The sequence below is a fragment of the Pseudomonas sp. Hp2 genome (genome assembly GCF_006386585.1).
In the GTDB taxonomy this organism is placed as follows: Bacteria; Pseudomonadota; Gammaproteobacteria; order Xanthomonadales; family Xanthomonadaceae; genus Pseudomonas_S; species Pseudomonas_S boreopolis.
Genome location: NZ_VAHJ01000006.1, coordinates 23,008 through 43,416, shown reverse-complemented (window position 1 = coordinate 43,416; position 20,409 = coordinate 23,008). Strand labels below are relative to the sequence as shown.

At 70.6% G+C, this 20,409-nt stretch carries 16 protein-coding genes; 8 read left to right on the top strand and 8 right to left on the bottom strand.

From position 1 onward, the window contains the following. Position 1 precedes the first annotated feature (1 nt). The 3 genes from FD678_RS16555 to FD678_RS16545 form a co-directional block, all read right to left on the bottom strand. The gene (locus FD678_RS16555; protein WP_218569799.1) at positions 2-1,591 is read right to left on the bottom strand and encodes a serine hydrolase domain-containing protein; all 1,590 of its coding nucleotides are present in this window, start codon (positions 1,589-1,591) and stop codon (positions 2-4) included. Between the two features lie 61 nt (positions 1,592-1,652). Beyond that, complete coding sequence (locus FD678_RS16550; protein ID WP_140726346.1) at positions 1,653-4,682, bottom strand: TonB-dependent receptor; 3,030 nt, start codon at positions 4,680-4,682, stop codon at positions 1,653-1,655. Positions 4,683-4,728: 46 nt separating this feature from the next. Then, a complete protein-coding gene (locus FD678_RS16545) occupies positions 4,729-6,213 on the bottom strand; it encodes a transglutaminase-like domain-containing protein (RefSeq protein ID WP_218569798.1) in 1,485 nt (494 codons plus the stop codon). 207 nt (positions 6,214-6,420) lie between these two features. On the opposite strand from FD678_RS16545, the gene FD678_RS16540 reads away from it, so the two are divergent. The 6 genes from FD678_RS16540 (at position 6,421) to FD678_RS16515 (ending at position 12,582) form a co-directional block, all read left to right on the top strand. Then, positions 6,421-7,791, top strand: a complete 1,371-nt coding sequence (locus FD678_RS16540; RefSeq protein ID WP_218569797.1) for an SH3 domain-containing protein — start codon at positions 6,421-6,423, stop codon at positions 7,789-7,791. Beyond that, on the top strand, positions 7,788-8,885 hold the full coding sequence (locus FD678_RS16535) for a dipeptide epimerase (protein WP_140726338.1): 1,098 nt from the start codon (positions 7,788-7,790) through the stop codon (positions 8,883-8,885). Before FD678_RS16540 ends, FD678_RS16535 begins: the two co-directional genes overlap by 4 nt. A 188-nt stretch (positions 8,886-9,073) precedes the next feature. Next, positions 9,074-9,910: a MurR/RpiR family transcriptional regulator gene (locus FD678_RS16530; protein ID WP_218569796.1), complete on the top strand. Its 837-nt coding sequence runs from the start codon at positions 9,074-9,076 to the stop codon at positions 9,908-9,910. Positions 9,911-9,925: 15 nt separating this feature from the next. Further along, positions 9,926-10,696, top strand: coding sequence for a L,D-transpeptidase family protein (locus FD678_RS16525; protein ID WP_140726332.1), 771 nt, complete (start codon positions 9,926-9,928; stop codon positions 10,694-10,696). Next, positions 10,693-11,988 (top strand): APC family permease, encoded by a 1,296-nt coding sequence (locus FD678_RS16520; RefSeq protein WP_140726329.1) that lies wholly within the window; start codon positions 10,693-10,695, stop codon positions 11,986-11,988. Before FD678_RS16525 ends, FD678_RS16520 begins: the two co-directional genes overlap by 4 nt. Positions 11,989-12,084: 96 nt before the next feature. Continuing rightward, positions 12,085-12,582 (top strand): hypothetical protein, encoded by a 498-nt coding sequence (locus tag FD678_RS16515; RefSeq protein WP_140726326.1) that lies wholly within the window; start codon positions 12,085-12,087, stop codon positions 12,580-12,582. On the opposite strand, the gene FD678_RS16510 is transcribed toward FD678_RS16515, so the two are convergent. After that, positions 12,575-13,078 carry a hypothetical protein gene (locus FD678_RS16510; RefSeq protein WP_140726322.1) on the bottom strand — a complete coding sequence of 168 codons (504 nt, stop codon included), beginning with the start codon at positions 13,076-13,078 and terminating at the stop codon, positions 12,575-12,577. The genes FD678_RS16515 and FD678_RS16510 overlap by 8 nt on opposite strands. 145 nt (positions 13,079-13,223) lie before the next feature. On the opposite strand from FD678_RS16510, the gene FD678_RS16505 reads away from it, so the two are divergent. Continuing rightward, the gene (locus FD678_RS16505) at positions 13,224-13,550 is read left to right on the top strand and encodes a hypothetical protein (RefSeq protein WP_140726319.1); all 327 of its coding nucleotides are present in this window, start codon (positions 13,224-13,226) and stop codon (positions 13,548-13,550) included. A 19-nt stretch (positions 13,551-13,569) separates the two neighbouring features. Here FD678_RS16505 and yiaA read toward each other — a convergent pair whose 3' ends face one another. Further along, entirely contained in the window at positions 13,570-14,007 is a 438-nt protein-coding gene (yiaA, locus tag FD678_RS16500) for an inner membrane protein YiaA (protein ID WP_140726314.1), read from the bottom strand. A gap of 151 nt (positions 14,008-14,158) precedes the next feature. Here yiaA and FD678_RS16495 point away from each other — a divergent pair, with 151 nt between their 5' ends. Beyond that, positions 14,159-15,316 (top strand): PQQ-dependent sugar dehydrogenase, encoded by a 1,158-nt coding sequence (locus tag FD678_RS16495; protein WP_140726311.1) that lies wholly within the window; start codon positions 14,159-14,161, stop codon positions 15,314-15,316. Between the two features lie 202 nt (positions 15,317-15,518). Here FD678_RS16495 and FD678_RS16490 read toward each other — a convergent pair whose 3' ends face one another. The 3 genes from FD678_RS16490 to FD678_RS16480 form a co-directional block, all read right to left on the bottom strand. Beyond that, positions 15,519-17,696: a glycoside hydrolase family 3 N-terminal domain-containing protein gene (locus tag FD678_RS16490; RefSeq protein WP_140726308.1), complete on the bottom strand. Its 2,178-nt coding sequence runs from the start codon at positions 17,694-17,696 to the stop codon at positions 15,519-15,521. A 290-nt stretch (positions 17,697-17,986) separates the two neighbouring features. Further along, entirely contained in the window at positions 17,987-18,928 is a 942-nt protein-coding gene (locus FD678_RS16485) for an alpha-E domain-containing protein (RefSeq protein WP_140726304.1), read from the bottom strand. 4 nt (positions 18,929-18,932) lie between these two features. Next, complete coding sequence (locus FD678_RS16480) at positions 18,933-20,384, bottom strand: circularly permuted type 2 ATP-grasp protein (RefSeq protein WP_140726301.1); 1,452 nt, start codon at positions 20,382-20,384, stop codon at positions 18,933-18,935. Positions 20,385-20,409: the final 25 nt, after the last annotated feature.

The following is a 20,409-nucleotide window of genomic DNA, read 5'->3' as shown; positions in this document are numbered from 1 at the left end:
GCTAGGGGCAGTCCGCCACGCGGGTGAAATGCAGGTCGGCATAGTCGTAGCTGAAGTCGGCGTCCGGATCGATCGCGGCGAGCCTGATCGTAGCTCCCGACGAGGCATCCGCGCCGGCGAACGCCAGCCACGGCTCCGCATCCACGCTGGCCTCGTCCCAATCCACCAGCCAGCGCCCGCCCGAGCGCATCACCTTGCCGCGCAGCATCGGCGAGCGCACCGCGGCGAAGCGCACGCCGTCGCCGGCGGGACACAGCGAGGCCTCGCCGAACCAGGGGTCGCGGTACACGCCCTGCCAGCGCGCGAGTTCGGCCGGCGTCGCATCGCGCCGGTCGGAGGTGTCGGGCGCCCGCGCCGCGGCGGGCTTCGGCGCCTCGCGCTCGGCGCGCAGCAGGCGCGCATAGTGGCGCACGTCCAGTTCGGGCGAGCCGGGCCGGGTGAAGGTCTTCTGCAGGGCTTCGCCGAGCGCGGTGCGCGCCGCCTCGCCCTCGCCGTTGATCAGGATCACGAAGCCGCTGCGCCGGTCCGGCAGCAGCACCAGCGAGGAATACATGCCCATCAGCGTGCCGGTGTGCGCGACCTTCCACTCGCCGTCCACGTCCGAGAGCCGCCAACCGTAGCCATAGCCGTACAGGCGGGTGCCGTCCCAGTCGCGCATGCGCTGGCTGATCGGCATCGGCGTGGCTAGGCTCCAGACCGCGCGGCGCTGCGCCTCGGAGAGCCAGGGCGCGGCCGGGTCCGGTGCCAGCCAGGCACGCTGCATCCAGGCCAGCATGTCGCGCAGGCTGCAGCGGATGCCGCCCGCCGCCATCGACGGCATGTCGGGGATATGGGCCCCGTCCACGCGCACCGGCACGTTGCGCGCGCCGTCGCGGCCGTGCGGCTGGGCGACGTTGCCGACCGCGTCGCGGTCCCAGGCGCCGACCTGGCAGCGATCCATCCCGAGCGGGCCGAACACCTGTTCGCGCACCAGCCGCTCGTACGGCTGGCCGCCCGCCGCCGCGGCGACTTCGCCGGCGACCACGTACAGCAGGTTGTCGTAGGCGTAATGCGCGCGGAAGCTGTGGGTCGGCCGGAGGTGGGCGAGCCCGGCGAGGATGTCGGCCCGGGTGAAGTCGTTGGGCTCCGGCCACAGCATCAGGTCGCCGGCGCCGAGGCCCAGGCCGCTGTTGTGGATCAGCAGGTCGCGCACCTGGATGTTGCGGGTCACCCACGGGTCGTACATGCGGAACCGCGGCAGGTACTTGGTCACCGGATCGTCCCAGGCGAGCCGGCCCTGGTCCACCAGCCGCGCCAGCACGCCAGCGGTCATCGCCTTGCTGTTGGAGGCGATCTTGAACAGCGTATCGGCATCGATCGCCTCGCCGCTGCCGGCGACGCGCTCGCCGGCGGTGCGCTGGTAGACCACGCGACCGTCCTCGATCACGCCCACCGCCAGGCCCGGCAGGCGGTACTCGGCCATGGCCTGCTCGAACAGGCGGTCGTACGCGGCGGTGCGCCCGGGACCGGCCATGGCCGTCGCCGTCGCGGCCAGCGCCAACAATCCCGCCCAGGCGTGCCGGTACCGGCGCCGGCGTTCGGATGCGCTCATCTTCGTCCTTTCCCGCGGAGGCCGCCGGACGATAACCCGCCGGCGGCCGCCGCGCCCGCGCTCAGTAATCCAGCGACACCACGAGTTGCGCGTAGCGCGGCGCCTGGAAGCTTTCCGGATACAGGAACAGGGCATTGCGGCCGCCGACCGCGCCTTCCAGTTCCTGGTTCACCGACAGCTTCTTCTGCTGGTTGGTGAGGTTGTAGACCGCGAACTTCACCTTCAGGTCGGCCTCGCCGAACGACTTGAGCCAGGTCACGCTCGCGCCGAACTCGTAGCTCCAGGGCAGGCGGCCGTAGCCGCCGCGGCCCGAATGCGCGTAGACGCGCTCGGCCGAGTACGGCGAATCGCAGTTCTCCACGCACACGTAGTAGCTGTGGTAGACCGTGGCGTCGTAGGGATTGCCGACGCCGAAGCCGGTCACCGGCCCGCCCGAGCGCGCATCCAGCGTGGCCCCGACCAGCCAATGGTCGGTGATGGCATAGGCGCCGCGCAGCTTGACCTGGTGGCGGCGGTCGTTGGCCAGGTAGCCGTAGCCGCGGAGGTTGACGAAGGGATCGTCGAAGTTCTCGGTGCGGCCGGTGTCGGCGAAGTCGGTGTCCGAGTTGACCGGCCCCTCGGCGTTGCCGCGGCCGTAGGCCAGCGTGTACGAGGCGTTCATCGACCACTTGCCGTCCCAGGCGCGGTCCAGTTGCAGTTCCAGCGCCTTGTAGTCGCGCCTGGGCTTGTCCCAGCCGCGCTGGCCGATGTAGGTCATGATCGGGTCGCCGTCGGCGTCGACGCCGTCCTGGCGATACATCGCCCAGCCTTCCTTGGCCGTGTCCACGGTGACCCAGCCGTCGGCATCGCCATCGCAGTTGGTGTCGCCCCAGACCGTGACCTTCTTGCCCGGGTTGGCCATCACCCAGCCGATGTAGCCGTCCGGCCCGCAGGCGCCGGTGGCGCTGATCTCCATGTCGTCGATGGCGTTGTGCAGCTTGCGGTAGATCGCGCGCACGCCGTACGACCAGGCCTCGTCGATCGATTGCTGGAAGCCGAGGATCGCCTCGTCCTGGTAGACCGGGTCCATGTCGCGGTCCACTTCCGAGCGCAGGTCGCCGACCGTGCCGTCGCCCTGCGAATCGTCGACCGGGCCGATCTGCGCGCCCAGCACCGGCACCTGGTAGCGCGAGCCGTTGAGCTCGCGGGTCTCCCAGCCGGCCAGCGCGTAGTAGGTGCGCTCGTCGAGCAGGCCGCCGGCCTGCTTGATGTTGATGACGTTGGCGACCGGCAGGAAGTAGCGGCCGACGTTGCCGAACAGCTTCATCGTGCCGTCGCCGCGGATGTCCCACGAGGCGCCGAAGCGCGGCGCGATCATGTCGTCCATCTTGATGTAGCTGCGGCCCTCGCTGTCCTTGTTGTCGAACTGCTCCAGGCGCACGCCCAGGTTCAGCAGCAGGTTGGGCGTGACCGACCAGTTGTCCTCCAGGTAGTAGGCGGAATTGTCGGTCTCGAACTCGCCGGCGATCTCGTAGCGGCGCGCGCGCACGTAGGCGTTCACGCCGGCCGGCACGGTGCCGCCGTTGACCAGGGTGGCGCCGGGGCTGGTGCCGTACACGTTGTAGTAGAACCCGCCGGGGCCGGGATACCGGCGCTGGTAGTCGGAGGTGTTCTTCTCGCGGTCCAGGCCGAAGCGCAGCAGGTGGTCGCCCAATGTCCACTCGAAATCCAGGCGCGCGGCCTGGCGTTCGTCCAGGCGCGATTCCACCGCCGAGTTGGTGGTGCAGCCGAGCGGGATGCCCGCCGGCGCGATGCCGGATTCGGAGACCACGCGGTTGCACTCGATGTCGGTCTGGCTCTTGTTCGAGTAGTCGCGCTTGTTGTCGCCCACCATCGCCTTCATGACGAAGTTGTCGCCGAGCCGGCCGTTGTAGGTGAGCGCCCAGTTGTTGCCGCCGGTGTTGGTGTAGATCCGGTTGCTGAGACCGCCCTTGGTGGCGGTCGCGTAGTCGTAGCCGTAGACCTCGGCAGTGGTCTCGTTCTTGTCGGAGAAGGCGAGCAGCGACAGGCTGTGGTCGTCCGTGATCTGCCAGTCCAGCTTGCCGCCCCAGAAGCCGTTGTCGGCGCTGGCGTCGTTGAAGGTCGCGCCGTCGTTGCTGGTGTTGAAGTCGCGGTTGTCGCGCGCCTCGTACATGCCGAAGAAGAACAGGCGGTCCTTGACCAGCGCGCCGGAGGCGTAGACGTTGAGCTTGTTGTGGGTACCGCCGTCGCGGCTGGAGATGTAGTAGGGCTCGCCGTTGTCCAGGAAGTAGTCGCGCCCGCCCAGGCCCCACGCGCTGGGCTCGGCGGTCATCTCCACGCCGGCATGGAAGTCGTTGGTGCCCGAGCGGGTGACCGCGTTGATCACGCCGCCGGTGGTGCGGCCGAATTCCACCGAGTAGCCGCCGGTCTTGACCTGGAATTCCTGGAAGAACGCGAACGGCGCGGAGGAGAAGCCGACCCGGTTGTAGAAGTCGGTGACGTTCAGGCCGTCGATGTAGACCGAGTTTTCGGCCACCGAGGAACCGCCGAAGGAGATGCCCTGCGCGCCCAGCGAGGACTTGCCCGACACCACGCCCGGCGCGAGCATCGCCACCGACTTCAGGTCCTGGTCCACCGGGATGCGGGCCACGTCCTGCCGGCTGACGTTCATCGCCGACTCGGTCGAGCTCACGTCCACCATCGACACCACCTGCGGCGCGCGCACCTCCACCGCGCCCAGCGTGCTGATCGCGCCGACCGGCACGTTGACCGTGGTCGCGTTGCCGAGCGTGACCGTGACCTCGCCGACCGCGACCGGCGCGGCGCCGTCCACCGACAGCGTCATTCGGTAGCGGCCCGGCGAAAGCGCCGGAATGCGGTAGCTGCCGTCGGCATTGACGCTCGCGCTGCGCGCGAACCCGGTGGCCGGGTTGCTCACGGTGACCGTGGCCCCGTCCAGCGAGCGCCCGCTCTCGTTGAGCAAACGCCCGATCACGGCGCCGTCCTGGGCGGCGGCCATCGGCGCGACCGCCCCCAGACATGCCCCCAGCGCGACGTACAACGCCGCCTTGTGCAAACGCTTGCCGTTCATCCCCTGCTCTCTCCTGCAGTCGTTGAAGTGGTGGCCGTCGCCGGCCCTAGCCGCCCGGCAGCAGCTGCCAGTCGAAGTGGTAGTCCCACTGGTCGAAATAGAGGTTGCCGCCGCGCCATTCGGCCTCGCCGCGCTGCGAGTCGACGTCGTCGGAGCGGAAATGCGCCTTGGCCGGCCACAGCGGCTGGCCGTAGTCGTCGTTGAAGGCGATGCGGAAGCCGTCCAGGCCGCCGAAGTAGAAATCGCGCAGCGCCGGATCGTCGCTGTCGAGCGCGCCGGTGGTCACGTCCATCGGCACCCAGCCGTAGGGCGCCAGGTACAGCCAGCCCCAATCGTGCAGGTTCGCGTACCCGGTGGCGTTGTCGGAGAACGTCCATCCGGACTGCCAGCGCGCCGGGATGCCGTTCATGCGCAGCAGCGTCATCAGCAGCAGGGTCTGCTGGCCGCAGTCGGCATGGCCGGCATGCAGCGCGTAGTCGCTGATGTTGCTGATCGTCGAGTACTCGCGCGCGCCGGCCCAGGGGATGCGGTCCACCGCCGCGAACAGCTTGCGCGCGATCCGGTAGGGGTTGGTCTCCTCGCCCACGACCTGCCGCGAAAACGCGCGCAGCGCCGGGGTGAACACGATGTGCGGCGGGCGCTCGGCCAGGTAGGGCCGCAGCGCGGGATCGGCCGGCGTCGCCTGCACCTTGCCAGGATCGATCGCGAAGCGGCGCGCCTGGATCGTCGCTTCGTAGCTCACCGAGAACTCGGTGGGCGTGCCGGCCACGGCCTTGCGCTCCAGGTAGGCGGTGCGCTGCATCGCCGCATCGGGCGCCACGCGCGCGCCGGCCGGCACGCTGGCGAGGAAGCGGATGTCGTCCTGCTGGCCCGGGATCGCGCGCGGATACGGGATCCAGGCACGGATCGTCTCGCCGGCCGGCACCGCGTCGGCCTTCACCGTCAGCGACTGGGTGATGCGCACCCGCTGCGGCAGCACGCTGGTCGCGCCCGGCCGCGCGGCCGCCGCCGCGACCACCGCGCGGTGATGCGGGTTCAGGCGTTCGTAGGGGCCGTCGGTCATCTTCGGCGCGTCCGGTCCGCGCCGCGCGCGCGCTGCCGCGTCGAGCCGGAACAGGTTGGAGGGCGCGCGGTTGAAATAGCGGCGCTCGCCGTCGATGTCGAGGTGCTCGAGCAGGCCGGCGGCATCCCAGGCCGCGAAATCCGAATCGCGGAAATCCGGGATCCACTTGCGCAGGCGCTGCTTGACCGCCGCCTCGTCGAGGCCGAAGTCCAGCCGCATCCGGCGCATGCGCTCGCGCTGGAACAGATAGGCGTCGCGCTGCGCCGCGCTCAGCCCGGGCTCGGCCAAGGCCTGCTCGATGCGTGCCTCGGCCTCGCGGAAGTGGCCGGCATCGACCTGTGCCACCAGCTCGGCCGGCGCCTGCGCCCCGGTGGCTCCCAACGGCGCCGCCGCCAACAGCAGGGCGCAACCCAGCGCACGGACTCCGCGCAGGGCCGGTGGGCAATGCTGGTCACGACGCAGATCCACGACGACACTTCCCCGGTGCAGGTGGTAACGGCGGTGTAACACGCACCGGCACCGTTGGTCAATAATTTATTCTTGCAATTACAGAAGTATCGAATAAATATTCTTGAACATGCTTCGGGGGCTGCCATGACGATTCAAGCGAAACCACGCCGCGGGACCCTCCGTTGGACGTGCGCGACGGCCGGATGGCTGCTGGCCGCCTGCCTATTGCCCGCCAGCGCCCGTCAGGCCGCGGTCCCGGCGCCGGCGATCGATCCGGCCACCGGCGTGGTGGCGGTCGCGCCCGCGCAGCTGTCGCCGGACTACTGGATCGCGCGCCAGCCCGAACCCGACCGGGTGATTCTCGACCGCGCCGGCATCGCCGCGCAGAACGCACGCATGCGCGAACGGGACCCGGCCATCCACGACCTGCGCGCGCTGCCTTCGCCGCTGCCGGCGGCCTGGGTGCGCGAACAGGTCGGCAAGCTCTCCGCGCGTCCCGCACGCACGCTCTACGACGCGCAGGGCCGGCCTCTGGACGCGGCCACGCTCGACGGCCTGGTCGACGCGCTGGCGCTCGACGCCGTGCCCGCCGCGCGCCCGCTGCAATACGGGCTGGTGACGCGCCGCGCCGCACTGCGCACTTTTCCCACCGCCCTGCGGGCGTTCAGCCGCGTCGGCGACACCGACATCGACCGCTTCCAGGAATCGGCGCTGTTCCCGGGCGATACGGTCGCCGTGCTGCACGAAAGCCGCGACGGCCAGTGGCTGTTCGTCGCCAGCGAGCGCTACTTCGCCTGGACCGAGAAGCGCAACGTCGCCCTCGGCAGCGCCGAGCAGGTGTTCGGCTACGGCCGGCAAGGCCCCTACCGCGTCGTCACCGGCGCCACCGCGTTCACCGCCTACACGCCGGAACAGCCGCAGGTTTCGCGCCTGCAACTGGACATGGGCGTGCGCGTGCCGGTGCTGGCCGATTGGCCGCCCGGGCAGCCGGTCAACGGGCAGATGCCCTACACCTCGTGGGTGATCCAGCTGCCGGTCCGCAACGACGACGGCAGCCTGGCCTTGGTGCCGGCGCTGCTGCCGCGCACCGCCGACACCGCCGCCGACTACCTGCCGCTGACCCCGCGCAACCTCGTCGCGCAGGCCTTCAAGTTCCTGGGCGAGCGCTACGGCTGGGGCCACGACTACGGCACGCGCGATTGCAGCGGCTTCGTCTCGGAGATCTACCGCAGCTTCGGCGTGCTGATGCCGCGCAACACCAGCGCGCAGGCGGTCAGCCCGGCGCTGGACCGCATCGCCTTCGACAAGCGCGACGGCAAGGCCGTGCGGATGGCGGCGGTGAAGCGCCTCCAGGCCGGCGACCTGGTCTACATCCCGGGGCACGTGATGGTCGCGCTGGGCCACGATGGCGGCCTGGCCTACATGATCCACGACACCGCCGGCGGCGGCTGGGCCGGCCCGGACGGCAAGCGCGTCGCCGGCCACCTCAACGGCGTGTCGGTGACCCCGCTCGAGCCGATGCTGGCCAGCGACACCAGCGACTACGTCGACCTCATCACCAACATCCAGCGCATCCGACCCCGCACCCACGAATGAAGATCACCGACATCCAGCTCGGCATGCTGCGCGTGCCGCTCAAGACGCCGTTCAAGACCGCCCTGCGCACCGTGGAAACGGTCGAGGACGTGGTGGTGCTGATCCGCACCGACAGCGGCCACGTCGGCCATGGCGAGGCGCCGCCGACGCCGCCGATCACCGGCGACACCCTGGGCTCGATCGTCGAGGCGATCGAGCGCCACATCAAGCCGCGCCTGATCGGCCAGGACATCGCCGACCTCAACCGCATCACCGCGCTGGTGCAGTCGTCGATGGAACGCAACACCAGCGCCAAGGCGGCGGTGGAGATCGCCGTCTACGACCTGTGGGCGCAACTGTACGGCGCGCCGCTGTACCGGATGCTCGGCGGCGGCGACCCGGTGATCACCACCGACATCACCATCAGCGTGGACCACATCGACAAGATGGTGGCCGACTCGCTGTCGGCGGTGGAGCGCGGCTTCGACTCGCTGAAGATCAAGGTCGGCAAGGACATCGGCCTGGACGTGGAACGGGTCAAGGCGATCCACGCCGCGGTCGAGGGCCGCGCCCTGCTGCGGCTGGACGCCAACCAGGGCTGGACCGCCAAGCAGGCGGTGCACGCGATGCGCGCGCTGGAGGACGCCGGCGTGGTGCTGGAACTGTTGGAGCAGCCGGTCAAGGCCGCCGACATCGACGGGCTCAAGTACGTCACCGAGCGCGTCAACACGCCGGTGATGGCCGACGAGAGCGTGTTCGCGCCGCAGCAGGTGTTCGAGCTGATCCGCAAGCGCGCCGCGGACATCATCAACATCAAGCTGATGAAGACCGGCGGGCTGTCCAACGCGATCCGCATCGCCGACATCGCCGGCCTGTACGGCGTGCCGTGCATGATCGGCTGCATGATCGAGTCGAGCATCAGCGTCGCCGCGGCGGTGCACCTGGCGGTGGCCAAGTCCGACGTGATCACCAAGGTCGACCTGGACGGCCCGTCGCTGGGCCAGTTCAATCCCGTCGAGGGCGGCGTGATCTTCAACGAATCGGAGATCAGCATCACCGACGCGCCGGGCCTGGGCATCCGCGAGATCCGCGGGCTGGAGATGTTGAAGCCGTGACGAGGCGTTACCGTGGCATTTCTCCACGGGGAGTCCCCCCACAAAGGCCTTATCCATTGCTGGGGGAAGTCCCATCGCGGCTTGCGCCGCTCCTGCAGGAATCCTGCGAATCGCAACCGCGATACCACCAAACCCGCTAGATTGACCCGATGCCACGCGGAGACCCCATCCCTCCCATGCCGCCCCTGGTGAAAATCCGCTCCGAGCGCGACGGCATGTCGGCGATCGAACGCCGCATCGCCGATTTCATCCTCGACAACGCCCACCTGCTGCGCGACTACTCGTCCCAGCAACTGGCCAGCGCCCTCGGCATCAGCCAGTCCAGCGTGGTCAAGTTCAGCCAGAAGCTCGGCTTCAAGGGCTACCCCGACCTGAAGTACTCGATCGGCGAGGCCGTCGCGCGCGCCGGCAACCCGGCGCCCGGCCAGGCCGCGCGCGAGGAGAACGGCGACGCCTACCACCGCCTCGACCTGACCTTGCGCGAGAGCAAGGCCGCCTCCGAGGAAGAAACCCGCCTGCTCAACCCGCGGCCCGACGTCGAGGCCATCGTCGGACTGCTCGACCGGGCCGGCAAGGTGTTCGTCTGCGGCATCGGCGACGACGGCCTGTTCGCGCGCGAGTTCGCCATGCGCCTGTCGCTGCTCGGCGTGCTCAGCGTGCACCACGCCGACCCGATCCTGCTGATGTCCAACCTCTCCGCCGTGCGCGACGGCGACGTGCTGCTGATGTTCTCCGAATTCGGCCAGCTGCCCCAGCTCACCCACGTCGCCCGCGAGTTCAAGGCCGCCGGCGGCAAGCTGGTCTCGATCACCCGCCACACCGCCAACCCGCTGCGCGCGATGGCCGACGCCTCGCTCGCGGTCTCCGCGCACGACCCTGCCGCGCACATCGCGCAACTGCTCTATCGTGCCTCCCTGCAATACCTGCTCGACTTCGTGTTCGTGCTGCTGTGCCAGGCCAACCCGGGCCGGCACCACGAACTGGCCACCAACCTGGCGCGGGTACAGCGCCTGCTCGAATCCTGACGCCCCGGAGCCCGCATGATCCGCCACGCCTTCCTGCTGCTGCGTCTGCTGGCCCCGCTGGCGATGATCGCCTGCGCCCCGGCCCTGGCCGCCACCGCGCCGACCGCGGCCGCCCGGCAACTCGTGGTCGTGGTCACCGCCGATTGGGACGCGCCCCGGGGCGAGCTGCATGCCTTCGAGCGGCAGGGCGACGGCTGGCGCGCGGCGGCCCCGGCCTTCGCGGTGGCGGTCGGGCGCAACGGCAGCGCCTGGGGCGACGGCGTCCACCCGCCGCAGTCCGGCGGCCCGCGCAAACGCGAGGGCGATGGCCGCAGTCCGGCCGGCGTGTTCGATCTCGGGCCCGCGTTCGGCTACGCCGACCGCATCGACAGCGCCATGCCCTACCAGGCGATGCGGGCCACGCACTGGTGCATGGACGTGCCGGATTCGCCGCTCTACAACCGCATCGTCGATGCCGCGCAGGTGGGCGCGGATGCGGTCGAGGGCTCCAGCGAACCGATGCGGATGGACCTGCACCGCGACGGCGACATCCGCTATCGCGAAGGCTTCGTGATCCAGCACAACCCGCGCGCCGTGCCCGGCCATGGCAGCTGCATCTTCGCCCACCTGTGGCGCACGCCCGGCGAGGCCACCGCCGGCTGCACCGCGATGGAACCGGCCGACATGCAGCGCCTGCTCGCTTGGCTCGACCCCGCGGCCCGGCCGCGCTTCGTGCTGCTGCCGCAGGCCGAATACAGGCGGCTGCAACGCGCCTGGGCGCTGCCGGCGCTGGAGGCCCGGCCATGAGCGCCCCCGCCACTGGCGACAAGCCGCAACTGTTGCGCGCGGTCAGCCGCTGGCAGATCGTCGGGCTCTCGATCAACGACGTGATCGGCAGCGGCATCTACCTGATGCCGGCGCTGGTGTTCCTGCACCTGGGCGCCTTCAGCCTGGCGTCGGTGGTGCTGGCGGGGCTCGCGGTCGCGCTGCTGGTGTCGTGCTATGCGCAGGCCGCCAGTTATTTCGACAAGCCCGGCGGCAGCTACCTGTACGCGCGCGAGGCGTTCGGGCCCTTCGCCGGCTTCCAGGTCGGCTGGACCATCTGGCTGACCCGCATCAGTTCGGCCGCCGCGCTCGGCAACGCGCTCGCCGATGCGGTCGCGCGGTTCTGGCCGGCCGCGGCCGAGGGCGGCGGCCGCCTGCTGGTGGTGGTCGGCTCGCTCGGCGCGCTGACCGCGATCAACGTGATCGGCGTGCGCTCGGCCGCGCGCACCGGGGTGGTCCTCGTGATCGGCAAGCTGGTGCCGCTGCTGGTGTTCGTCGCGCTCGGGCTGTTCTACGTCGATTGGGGGCAGGCGCTGGGCGGGCCGCGCCCGGACCTGCACGACTACGGCAATCTCGGCCAGGCCGCCTTGCTGCTGCTGTTCGCCTATGCCGGCTTCGAGAACATCCCGGCCGCCGCCGGCGAGTACCGCAATCCGCGCCGCGACGTGCCGTTCGCGCTGATGGTGATGATCGTCACCGTCACTTCGCTCTACGTGCTGGTGCAGGTGGTCGCGCAGGGCACGCTGCCGAACCTGACGGACTCGGCCACGCCGCTGGCGGACGCCGCCGCGCGCTTCGGCGGCGAAGGGCTGGCGCTGCTGCTCACCGTCGGCGCCACCATCTCGATCCTCGGCACCACCAGCAACACCGTGATGCTCGGGCCGCGCTTCCTGTTCGCGCTGGCGCAGGACGGCTACGGGCCGAAATGGGTGGCGGCGGTGCACCCGCGCTTCCGTACGCCGTACGTGGCGGTGCTGATCCAGTTCGCGATCTCGCTGGCGCTGGCGCTGAGCGGTTCCTTCGAGCAGCTCGCGCTGCTGTCGATGGTCACCCGGCTGCTGGCCTATCTCGGCACTGCCGCGGCGGTGCTGGTGCTGGCGCGCCGCTACCGCGACCGCAAGGACGCGGTACGCCTGCCGGGCGGCCCGCTGATCCCGGTGCTGGCGCTGTTGCTGACGCTGGCGCTGCTGGCCAGCGCGAGCTGGCAGAACCTGCTCGCCGCCGCCGTGGCGATCCTGGTGGGGACGGTGATCTACCTGTTCCCGCGGCGCTAGGCCCCGGCGCCCTCGCACGGGGCTCACGCCGCATCACGGGCCGGTAACCCGGCGCCGATGAAGGTGGCCGCATCGTCCCGATGCGGAGGAGCCTCGATGAAGACCCGCCGTGTCTACAGCGCACCCGACGTGGACACCGCACAGCGCGCGTTGCAGGCGGCCCGCGAGGCGGGCGTGGACAACGACGCCCTGTCGTTGATCGCACGCTCGAACATCGAGCTGCAGGCGATACCCGACGACCGCAAGGAAGCCAGGACGGATTTCCTGCCCGCGGCGTTGCGTGGCGCCGCGGGCGGCGGGGCCGCAGGCCTCCTGGCCGGGCTGGTCGCGGTGGCGGTCCCGCCGCTCGGCCTCACCTTGGCCGGGGTCGGCGTGATGACCCTGGCCGGTGCCCTGGTGGGCACCTGGTCCTCGGCGCTGGTGGGCGCGACCGTTCCCGATCCGGTCCGGCGTCGCTTCGAGGGCGAGATCGAAGCCGGCCGCATCCTGCTGGTGGTGGACGCCGAGGACGACGTACTCGCGTCCGCCGAGCCGGCGATCCTGTCCGCCGGCGCCACCGCCTTGCCCTACGAAGCCGCCTCGGCCGCTACCTGACCGCGGCCAGCGCCCGCATCCGGCGCAGCAGGCCGATGCACTGGGTCAGCGAGTAGGCGACCAGCGCCGTGGCGAGCGCCAGCGTCAGCGGGCTGGCCTGCGCAGGCTGCTGCAGGCCGCCGGACAGCTCGCCCTGGCTCCAGCGCCAGGCCAGGCGCGCCAGCAGCAGCACGCTCAGCGCACCGCCGATCCACGGGTTGGGCGTATAGCCGGGCACGCCGTCGCGCAACTCGACGCGGGTATGGCGCAGGGCCAGCAGGCCGAGCGCCACGCCCGCCAGCGCGCCCAGCGCCATGCCGGGCACGAGGCGCGGCAGCGTCCAGCCGACCAGCGCCAGGCACACGATCACCACGCCCAACAAGGCCACCCGGAACCAGGTGCGCCGCGGTTGCCAGCGCTGGTAGCCGAAATGGCGCCGCAGCCGGCGGTAGTACAGCCAGCCCACGCCGGCCATGGCCAGGTACGGCGTCAGCATCGTCAACGGTTGCGCAGCCATCGCGGAATCCTCGGGCGGTGCGGCGATGCTACGCCGACCGGCCGCCGCGCGCCCGCGGGCTTCATTGCGCCGTCACCCGTCCTGCCGCCGGGTTTAACCACCGGCCCTCTAGGGTGGAAGCCCGTCCTCGCGGAGGAATGCCGCCATGAATGTTTCCTACCAGGTCCCCGGGCGCGTGCCGGAAGACGGCACCCGCGAACTGGTGTCGCGCTACTGGCGCGAACGCTTCAACGGCGAGCCGTACTACACCGACGGCGAACTGTTCGAGGATTACGAGCCGGCCTACCTGGCCGGCCACGAGGCGCGCATCCGGGGCTCGGAGCGCGCCTACGACGAGATCGAACCGGAACTGCACCGCAACTGGGATGCGCAGCGCGGCCCGCGCTCGCTGTCGTGGAGCAAGGCCCGCCACGCGGTCCGGCGGGGTTGGGAGAGCGCCCGCGAGATCGTCGGGCAGGACGGCCGGCGCTGAGCCGGCCGGATCCTCCGGCTCAGTCCAGCGGCGGCGATACGCGCTGTGCCGGCTCGCCTTCTTCGCGCTGCGCTAGCGCGTCGCGGGTGTTCTTCTGCACGGCCACCGCACCGAACAGCGCCAGGGCGAAGGACATCGCGTAGAAGCCCTTCTCGCTCGGCAGCAAGGTGGCGTTGAACAGGCCGATCGCCAGCAGCACCAGCGCCGCGAGCAGGCCGAACCAGCACAGGGCGTAGTAAAGGGCGGTGACCGGCACGCCCTCCAGCCGGTCGCGCACGCTCTTCTGCAACGACACGGCGGCGAACAGCCCGAACAGCAGCAGAGTGAAGTAGTAGCCCTTCTCGTTCAGCTGCATCTGGGCGTTCCACAGCCCGACCAGGTAGGCCACGCTGCCCAGCAGCAAGGCGACCCACGAGGCGGCGATGAAGGCCGGCGAGGTCCGTGACACGTTCTGCATGATCGAAACTCCGTTTTCCGTGGCCGATGCCGAGGCCTCACGGGCCCGGCGGGGCGTGTAAGGTAAACCACCTCCCCTGTCGGCGCATCCGTCGCCGGCGTCGCGGCCGCCCCGTCCGCCAATCCATCCCTTGATTGCCTCCGGAGAGACCATGACCCGCGCTTCGATCATCGCCTTGTCCGCCCTGCTTGCCCTGTCCACCGGCGCCTGCGCCGCCGAAACGGTCGCGCCGGCCGCGGTGGCGCGCGCGCAATGGCCGTTCGCCGCCACCGAGTTCGGCAAGTTCGACGAGCCCTGGGCGATGAGCTTCCTGCCGGACGGCACGCTGCTGGTCAGCGAGAAGCGCGGCGCGCTCAAGCGTTTCGACCCGGCCACCCGCCGTACCGGCGAGGTCACCGGCGTCCCGGAGGTGGCCTACGGCGGCCAGGGCGGCTTCGGCGACGTGCTGCCGCACCCGGACTTCGCCCGCAACGGCTGGATCTACCTGAGCTACGCCGAAGCCGGCGAAGGCGATACCCGCGGCGCGGCGGTCGCCCGCGCCAGGCTGGCCTTGGACGACGCCGGCGGTGGCGCGCTGTCGGACCTGCAGGTGATCTGGCGGCAGGTACCCAAGGTCGAGGGCCGCGGCCACTACGGCCACCGGCTCGCGTTCGGCCCGGACGGCAAGCTGTGGATCACCTCCAGCGAGCGGCAGAAGTTCGACCCGGCGCAGGACATGGGCGGCAACCTCGGCAAGATCGTCCGCCTTGAGGACGACGGCCGGGTACCGTCCGACAACCCGTTCGCGTCCCGCGGCGGCGTGGCCGCGCAGGTCTGGTCGCTGGGCCATCGCAACGCGCTCGGCATCGCCTTCGACGCGCAGGGCCGGCTGTGGGTGCACGAGATGGGGCCGCAGGGCGGCGACGAGCTCAACCTGATCGAGCGCGGCGCCAACTACGGCTACCCGATCGTCTCCAATGGCGACCACTACGGCGGCCGCCCGATCCCCGACCACGACACGCGTCCGGAATTCGCCGCGCCGAAGATCACCTGGAACCCGGTGATCTCCCCGGCCGGTTTCGTGATCTACAGCGGCACGCTGTTCCCGCAATGGAAGGGCGATGGCTTCATCGGCGGCCTGTCCTCGCAGGTGCTGGTGCGGGTGGCCTTCGATGGCGAGCAGGCGCGCGAAGCCGAACGCTACGACATGGGCGCGCGCATCCGCGAGGTCGAGCAAGGCCCGGACGGCGCGCTCTGGCTGCTGGAGGACGAACGCGACGGCAGCCGGGGGCGCTTGTTGAAGCTCACGCCGAAGGCCCGAACCACGTAGGAGCGGCACGCGCCGCGACGAGCCTTGCCGGTGCCCGGCCCGCGAACCGGCCGTAGTCTCCCGCGCGCGCCGGCCCATGGGCCGGGGCGGACCTCGAGAGCGGTCTTTCCTGCACATGCGGGAGCGGCGTCGGCATTGTCCCGCCCCGGACCGCGGGCGCGGTTTACGCCGCGCCCGCATTGCGGCGCGGCGACCGCCCGCCTCACTCGGCGAGCAATTCGAACTGCACCGGCTCCCCGCTCTTCGACGAGGCGCACACCCACAGGTCGAACACGCCCGGCTCGGCGCCGGACTCGCCCTTGGGGTTAGTGAACGCCAGCGCGTGGCGGTCCAGCGAGAACATCACCTCGGTGCTCTCGCCCGGCTGCAGCAGCACCTTGCGGAACGCCTTCAGCTCGCGCACCGGCCGCACCCGGCTGGCGACGCGGTCGTGCACGTACAGCTGCACCACTTCCTCGCCGGCGCGGGCACCGGTGTTGGTCAGGCGCGTGGTCACCACCAGCGTGTCGTCCCAACCCAGCTTCTCGCTGGACAGCCGCGGGACGCCGTACTCGAACGTGGTGTAGCCCAGGCCATGCCCGAACGGGTACAGCGGCTCGTTCGACATCTCGCGCCAGCGTGCCTTGTACTCGGACATCGTCGGCAGTTCCGGACGGCCGGTGCGCATGTGGTTGTAGAAGAACGGCTGCTGGCCGGTCGCCTGCGGGAAGCTGACCGGCAGGCGGCCGGAAGGGCTGTAGTGGCCGAACAGCACGTCGGCCACGCCATGGCCGGTCTGGGTGCCCAGGTACCAGGTCACCACGATCGCGGCGGCGTTGCGCACCGCGCCGGCCAGCGCCAGCGCGCGGCCGTTGCGCAACAGCACCACCACCGGCTTGCCGGTCGCCGCCACCGCCTCGGCCAGCGCCTGCTGCACCGGCGGCAGCACGATGTCGGTGCGCGACTGCGCCTCGCCGCTGTAGCGCTGCGGCTCGCCCAGCGCCAGCACCACCACGTCGGCCGACTGCGCCGCCAGCACCGCCGCCTGCAGGCCGCCGTCGATCGCCTCCTCCATCCCGCAGCCCGGCTCGATGATCAGGTCGGCCGGGTCGCCGATCGCCGAGCGCATGCCGGCCTCCAGCGTCACGTAGCGCGACTTGTCGCCGAACAGCGTCCAGCAGCCTTCGATGTTGTCGCGGTCGCGCACGAACGGGCCGATCAGCGCGATTTTCTGGCCGCTCGACCTCAACGGCAGCACGCCGCCTTCGTTCTTCAGCAGCACGATCGACCGCTTGGCCGCCTCGCGCGCGAGCAGGTCGTGCGCCGGGATGTGCGAGGCGTCGGCTTCGCGCGCCGGGTCGAGCGAGCGGTACGGATCGTCGAACAGGCCGATCCGCTCCTTGAGCCACAGCACGCGGCGCACTGCGGCATCGAGGGCTTCCATCGGCACCTCGCCGCTCTCGACCAGGCCCGGCAGGTGCGCGGCGTAGAACCCGCTCTGCAGGCTGATGTCCAACCCGGCCAGGAACGCCTTCCGGGTCGCGTCGCGGTCGTCGGCGGCATAGCCGTGCGCGACCAGTTCCATGTCGGCGGTGTAGTCGGAGACCACCACGCCCGGGAACTTCCATTCGCCGCGCAGGATATCGGTCAGCAGCTCGCGGTTGGCGCTGGCCGGCACGCCGTTGATGTCGTTGAAGGAGGTCATCACCGCGATCGCGCCGGCATCGAAGGCGGCCTTGAACGGCGGCAGGTGCACGTCGCGCAGGGTCTGCGGGGCGATGTCGACGGTGTTGTACTCCATGCCGGCGGCGACCGCGCCGTAGGCGGCGAAGTGCTTGGGGGTCGCCAGCAGCGAATCGGGCGCGCGCAGGTCCGTACCCTGGAAGCCGCGCACGCGCGCGACCGCGAACGCGGCGCCCAGCACGGTGTCCTCGCCGGCGCCCTCGGCACCGCGGCCCCAGCGCTGGTCGCGGGCGATGTCCACCGCCGGCGCGTAGGTCCAGTGGATGCCGGCGGCGGTGGCCTCGACCGCGGTGGCGCGCGCGGTCTTCTCGGCCAGCTCCGGCTCGAAGCTGGCGGCCTCGCCGAGCGGGATCGGGAACACCGTGCGCATGCCGTGGATCACGTCGGCCGCCAGGACCACCGGGATGCCGAGCCGGCTCTCCTCCACCGCCACCTTCTGGATCTGCCGCCCCAGCTCGGCGCCCACGCCGTTGAACAGCGAGCCGACCCGGCCGGCACGGACCTGGGCCAGCACCTCGTCGGCATTGCGCACGTTGGCCTCCGGGTTCACGTCCGGAGCGAACGGCCGCACCATGTCGGCGAATGCCCCCAACTGGCCGACCTTCTCCTCGACGGTCATGCGGGCGATCAGGGCTTCGATTCGGTCAGCAGCAGCCATGGCTTCCTTGAGAAAACGTTTACATGGCCGCCGATTCTAGCCTTCCGGGCAGGCCAAGGGGTGAATTGTGTTCGCCTTTCCGGCCCCCGCCGGCGGGCGGCGGACGCAGGGCAACGCAGCCGTCCAGCATACGCTTACGCACTGAGCGGCATCCAGATGCCGGGCCGGACACCGGGAGCCGGCCCCGGGGGCAGCGCTACAGTGGGAGGGACTTCCGTCCCGACAAGGGCGTTCTCGACCAAGGGCTCACCGAACGCCACAGGTGCAAAACGGGCCCCGGATCGCCCGCCCTACGAACTGAAGTACGCCTCGGCGATCGCCCCGTGCAGCTCGCCCAGCCGCAGCTGGATCTCGTCCATGAACACCGTCGGCTCGTGCGCCGCCAACCACACCGGATCGGCGTTGCGGATCATCCCCGACACCCGCATCAATGCGCGCTCGACCGCGGGCCGCGGCGGCATGCCCGGCAGGATGTGCGCCGCGCGGCTCAGGCAGAACTGCACGCTGCGCGGGAATTCGTTGTTCTGCAGCAGGAAGCGCAGCGCCTGCTCGCCGCTGACCCGCTGGCGCACGTGGCGGCGGTACATCTGGTAGGCCGCCAGCGCGCGCAGCGCGTTCATCCACTGCATGTTCCGGTACGCCTCGCGATCGTCCGCCTGGCGCGGCGTGACCAGGCCGGAGGCGGCCGCGTCGATGATGCGCGTGGTCATGTCGGCCTGTTCGATCGCCGTACCCAGGCGCATGAACTGGAAGCCGATGTCGCGGCTGACGTTGGCGGTCAACAGCCCGGACACCTTCAGGCAGGCGTCGGTGATGCGATTGAGGAATTCCATCCGGTAGCGCCGGCCGACGCAGCGCTCGCCCTCCGCGCCGATGTGCAGGTGCAGGTCGTTGACCGCCTCCCAGGCCTCCTGCGGCAGCGTGTCGCGGATGCGGCGCAGGATCTCGCGCGCGTTCTCCAGCGAGCTGCGCAGCGAGGATGGATTGCGCTCGTCCAGCAGCAGGAATCGCACCACGTCGGTATCGCCGACGTCGTCGCCGGCGTTGGGAAACCACAGGTTGAACAACTCGCCCGCGCCGACCGTATCGATCATGGGCCGCCACGCGAAGCGCACCGAGCGCGGCAGGTCCAGCTGCAGCAGGCTGCCCACGCTGACCAGCCGCGCGGTGTTCTCGGCGCGGCGCAGGTAGCGGCTGAACCAGTAGAGGTTGTCGGCGACGCGCGAAAGCACCGGCTCAGCCCCCTTCCTCTTCGTCCAGGTCGACCACCCAGGTGTCCTTGGCGCCCCCGCCCTGCGAGGAATTCACCACCAGCGAGCCCTCCTGCATCGCCACCCGGGTCAGCCCGCCGGTGGTCACGTAGGTGTCCTCGCGCGAGAGGATGAACGGGCGCAGGTCCAGGTGCCGCGGCGCCGGCCCGTCCTCGGTGACGATCGGCGCGGTGGACAGGTTCAGCGTCGGCTGCGCCATGTAGTTGCGCGGGTCGGCCTCGATCAGCCTGCGGAACTGCTCGCGCTGGCGCTTGGTCGAGCGCGGTCCGATCAGCATGCCGTAGCCGCCGGATTCGTTGGCCGGCTTCACCACCAGCTCCTCCAGGTGCTCGAGCACGTATCGCCGGTCCTCGTCGTCGTGGCACAGGTAGCTCGGCACGTTCGGCAGGATCGGTTCCTGGTCGAGGTAGTAGCGGATCATCGCCGGCACGTAGGCGAACACCACCTTGTCGTCGGCCACGCCCGCGCCGGGCGCGTTGGCCAGCGCCACCTTGCCGGCACGCCAGCTGCGGATCAGCCCCGGCACGCCCAGCACCGAGTCGGGCCGGAACGCTTCCGGGTCGATGAAGGCATCGTCGATGCGCCGGTAGACCACGTCGACCCTGCGCGGGCCGTACACCGTGCGCATGTAGGTGCAGTCGTCGTCGGCGACGAACAGGTCGTCGCCCTCGACCAGCTCGATGCCCATCGCCTGCGCCAGGTAGGCATGCTCGAAATAGGCGCTGTTGAACACGCCCGGGGTCAGCAGCGCGATCACCGGCACGTCGCCGGGACGCGGGCTGAGCGCGGCCAGCGTGTCGTACAGCTGCGACGGGTACTCGTCGACCGGCAGGATCGCCGTGGTCTCGAACAGTTCCGGGAACACCCGCTTGGCCACCTGCCGGTTCTCCAGCATGTAGCTCACCCCGGAAGGGATCCGCAGGTTGTCCTCCAGCGCGTACAGGGTGCCGTCGGCATCGCGCACCAGGTCCGAGCCGCAGATGTGCGCCCACACGCCCAGCGGCGGCGCGATGCCCACGCATTGCGGGCGGAAGTTCACCGACTCGGCCAGCAGCATCGCCGGGAACACCTTGTCCTTGACGATGCGCTGCGCGCCGTACAGGTCGCCGATGAACATATTGAGCGCCTGCATGCGCTGCTTCAGCCCGGCCTCGGTGCGGCGCCACTCGCTGAGCGGGATGGTGCGCGGGATCAGGTCGAACGGCAGCGTGCGATCGACGTTGCGGCCGTCGGAATAGACCGTGAAGGTGATGCCCATGACCCGCGCGGCGACGTCGGCGGCGAGCTGGCGTTCGGAGATTTCGCGCCCGGAGAGGCTGGAGAGGTATTCGACGACCGGCCGGGCGGCCGGGCGCGAGGCGCCGTCGGCCTGGATCAGCTCGTCATAGGTGGCCGTACGGTACCTGCTCCAGTCCATCGCGCCCCATGCTGTCCGCATCCGG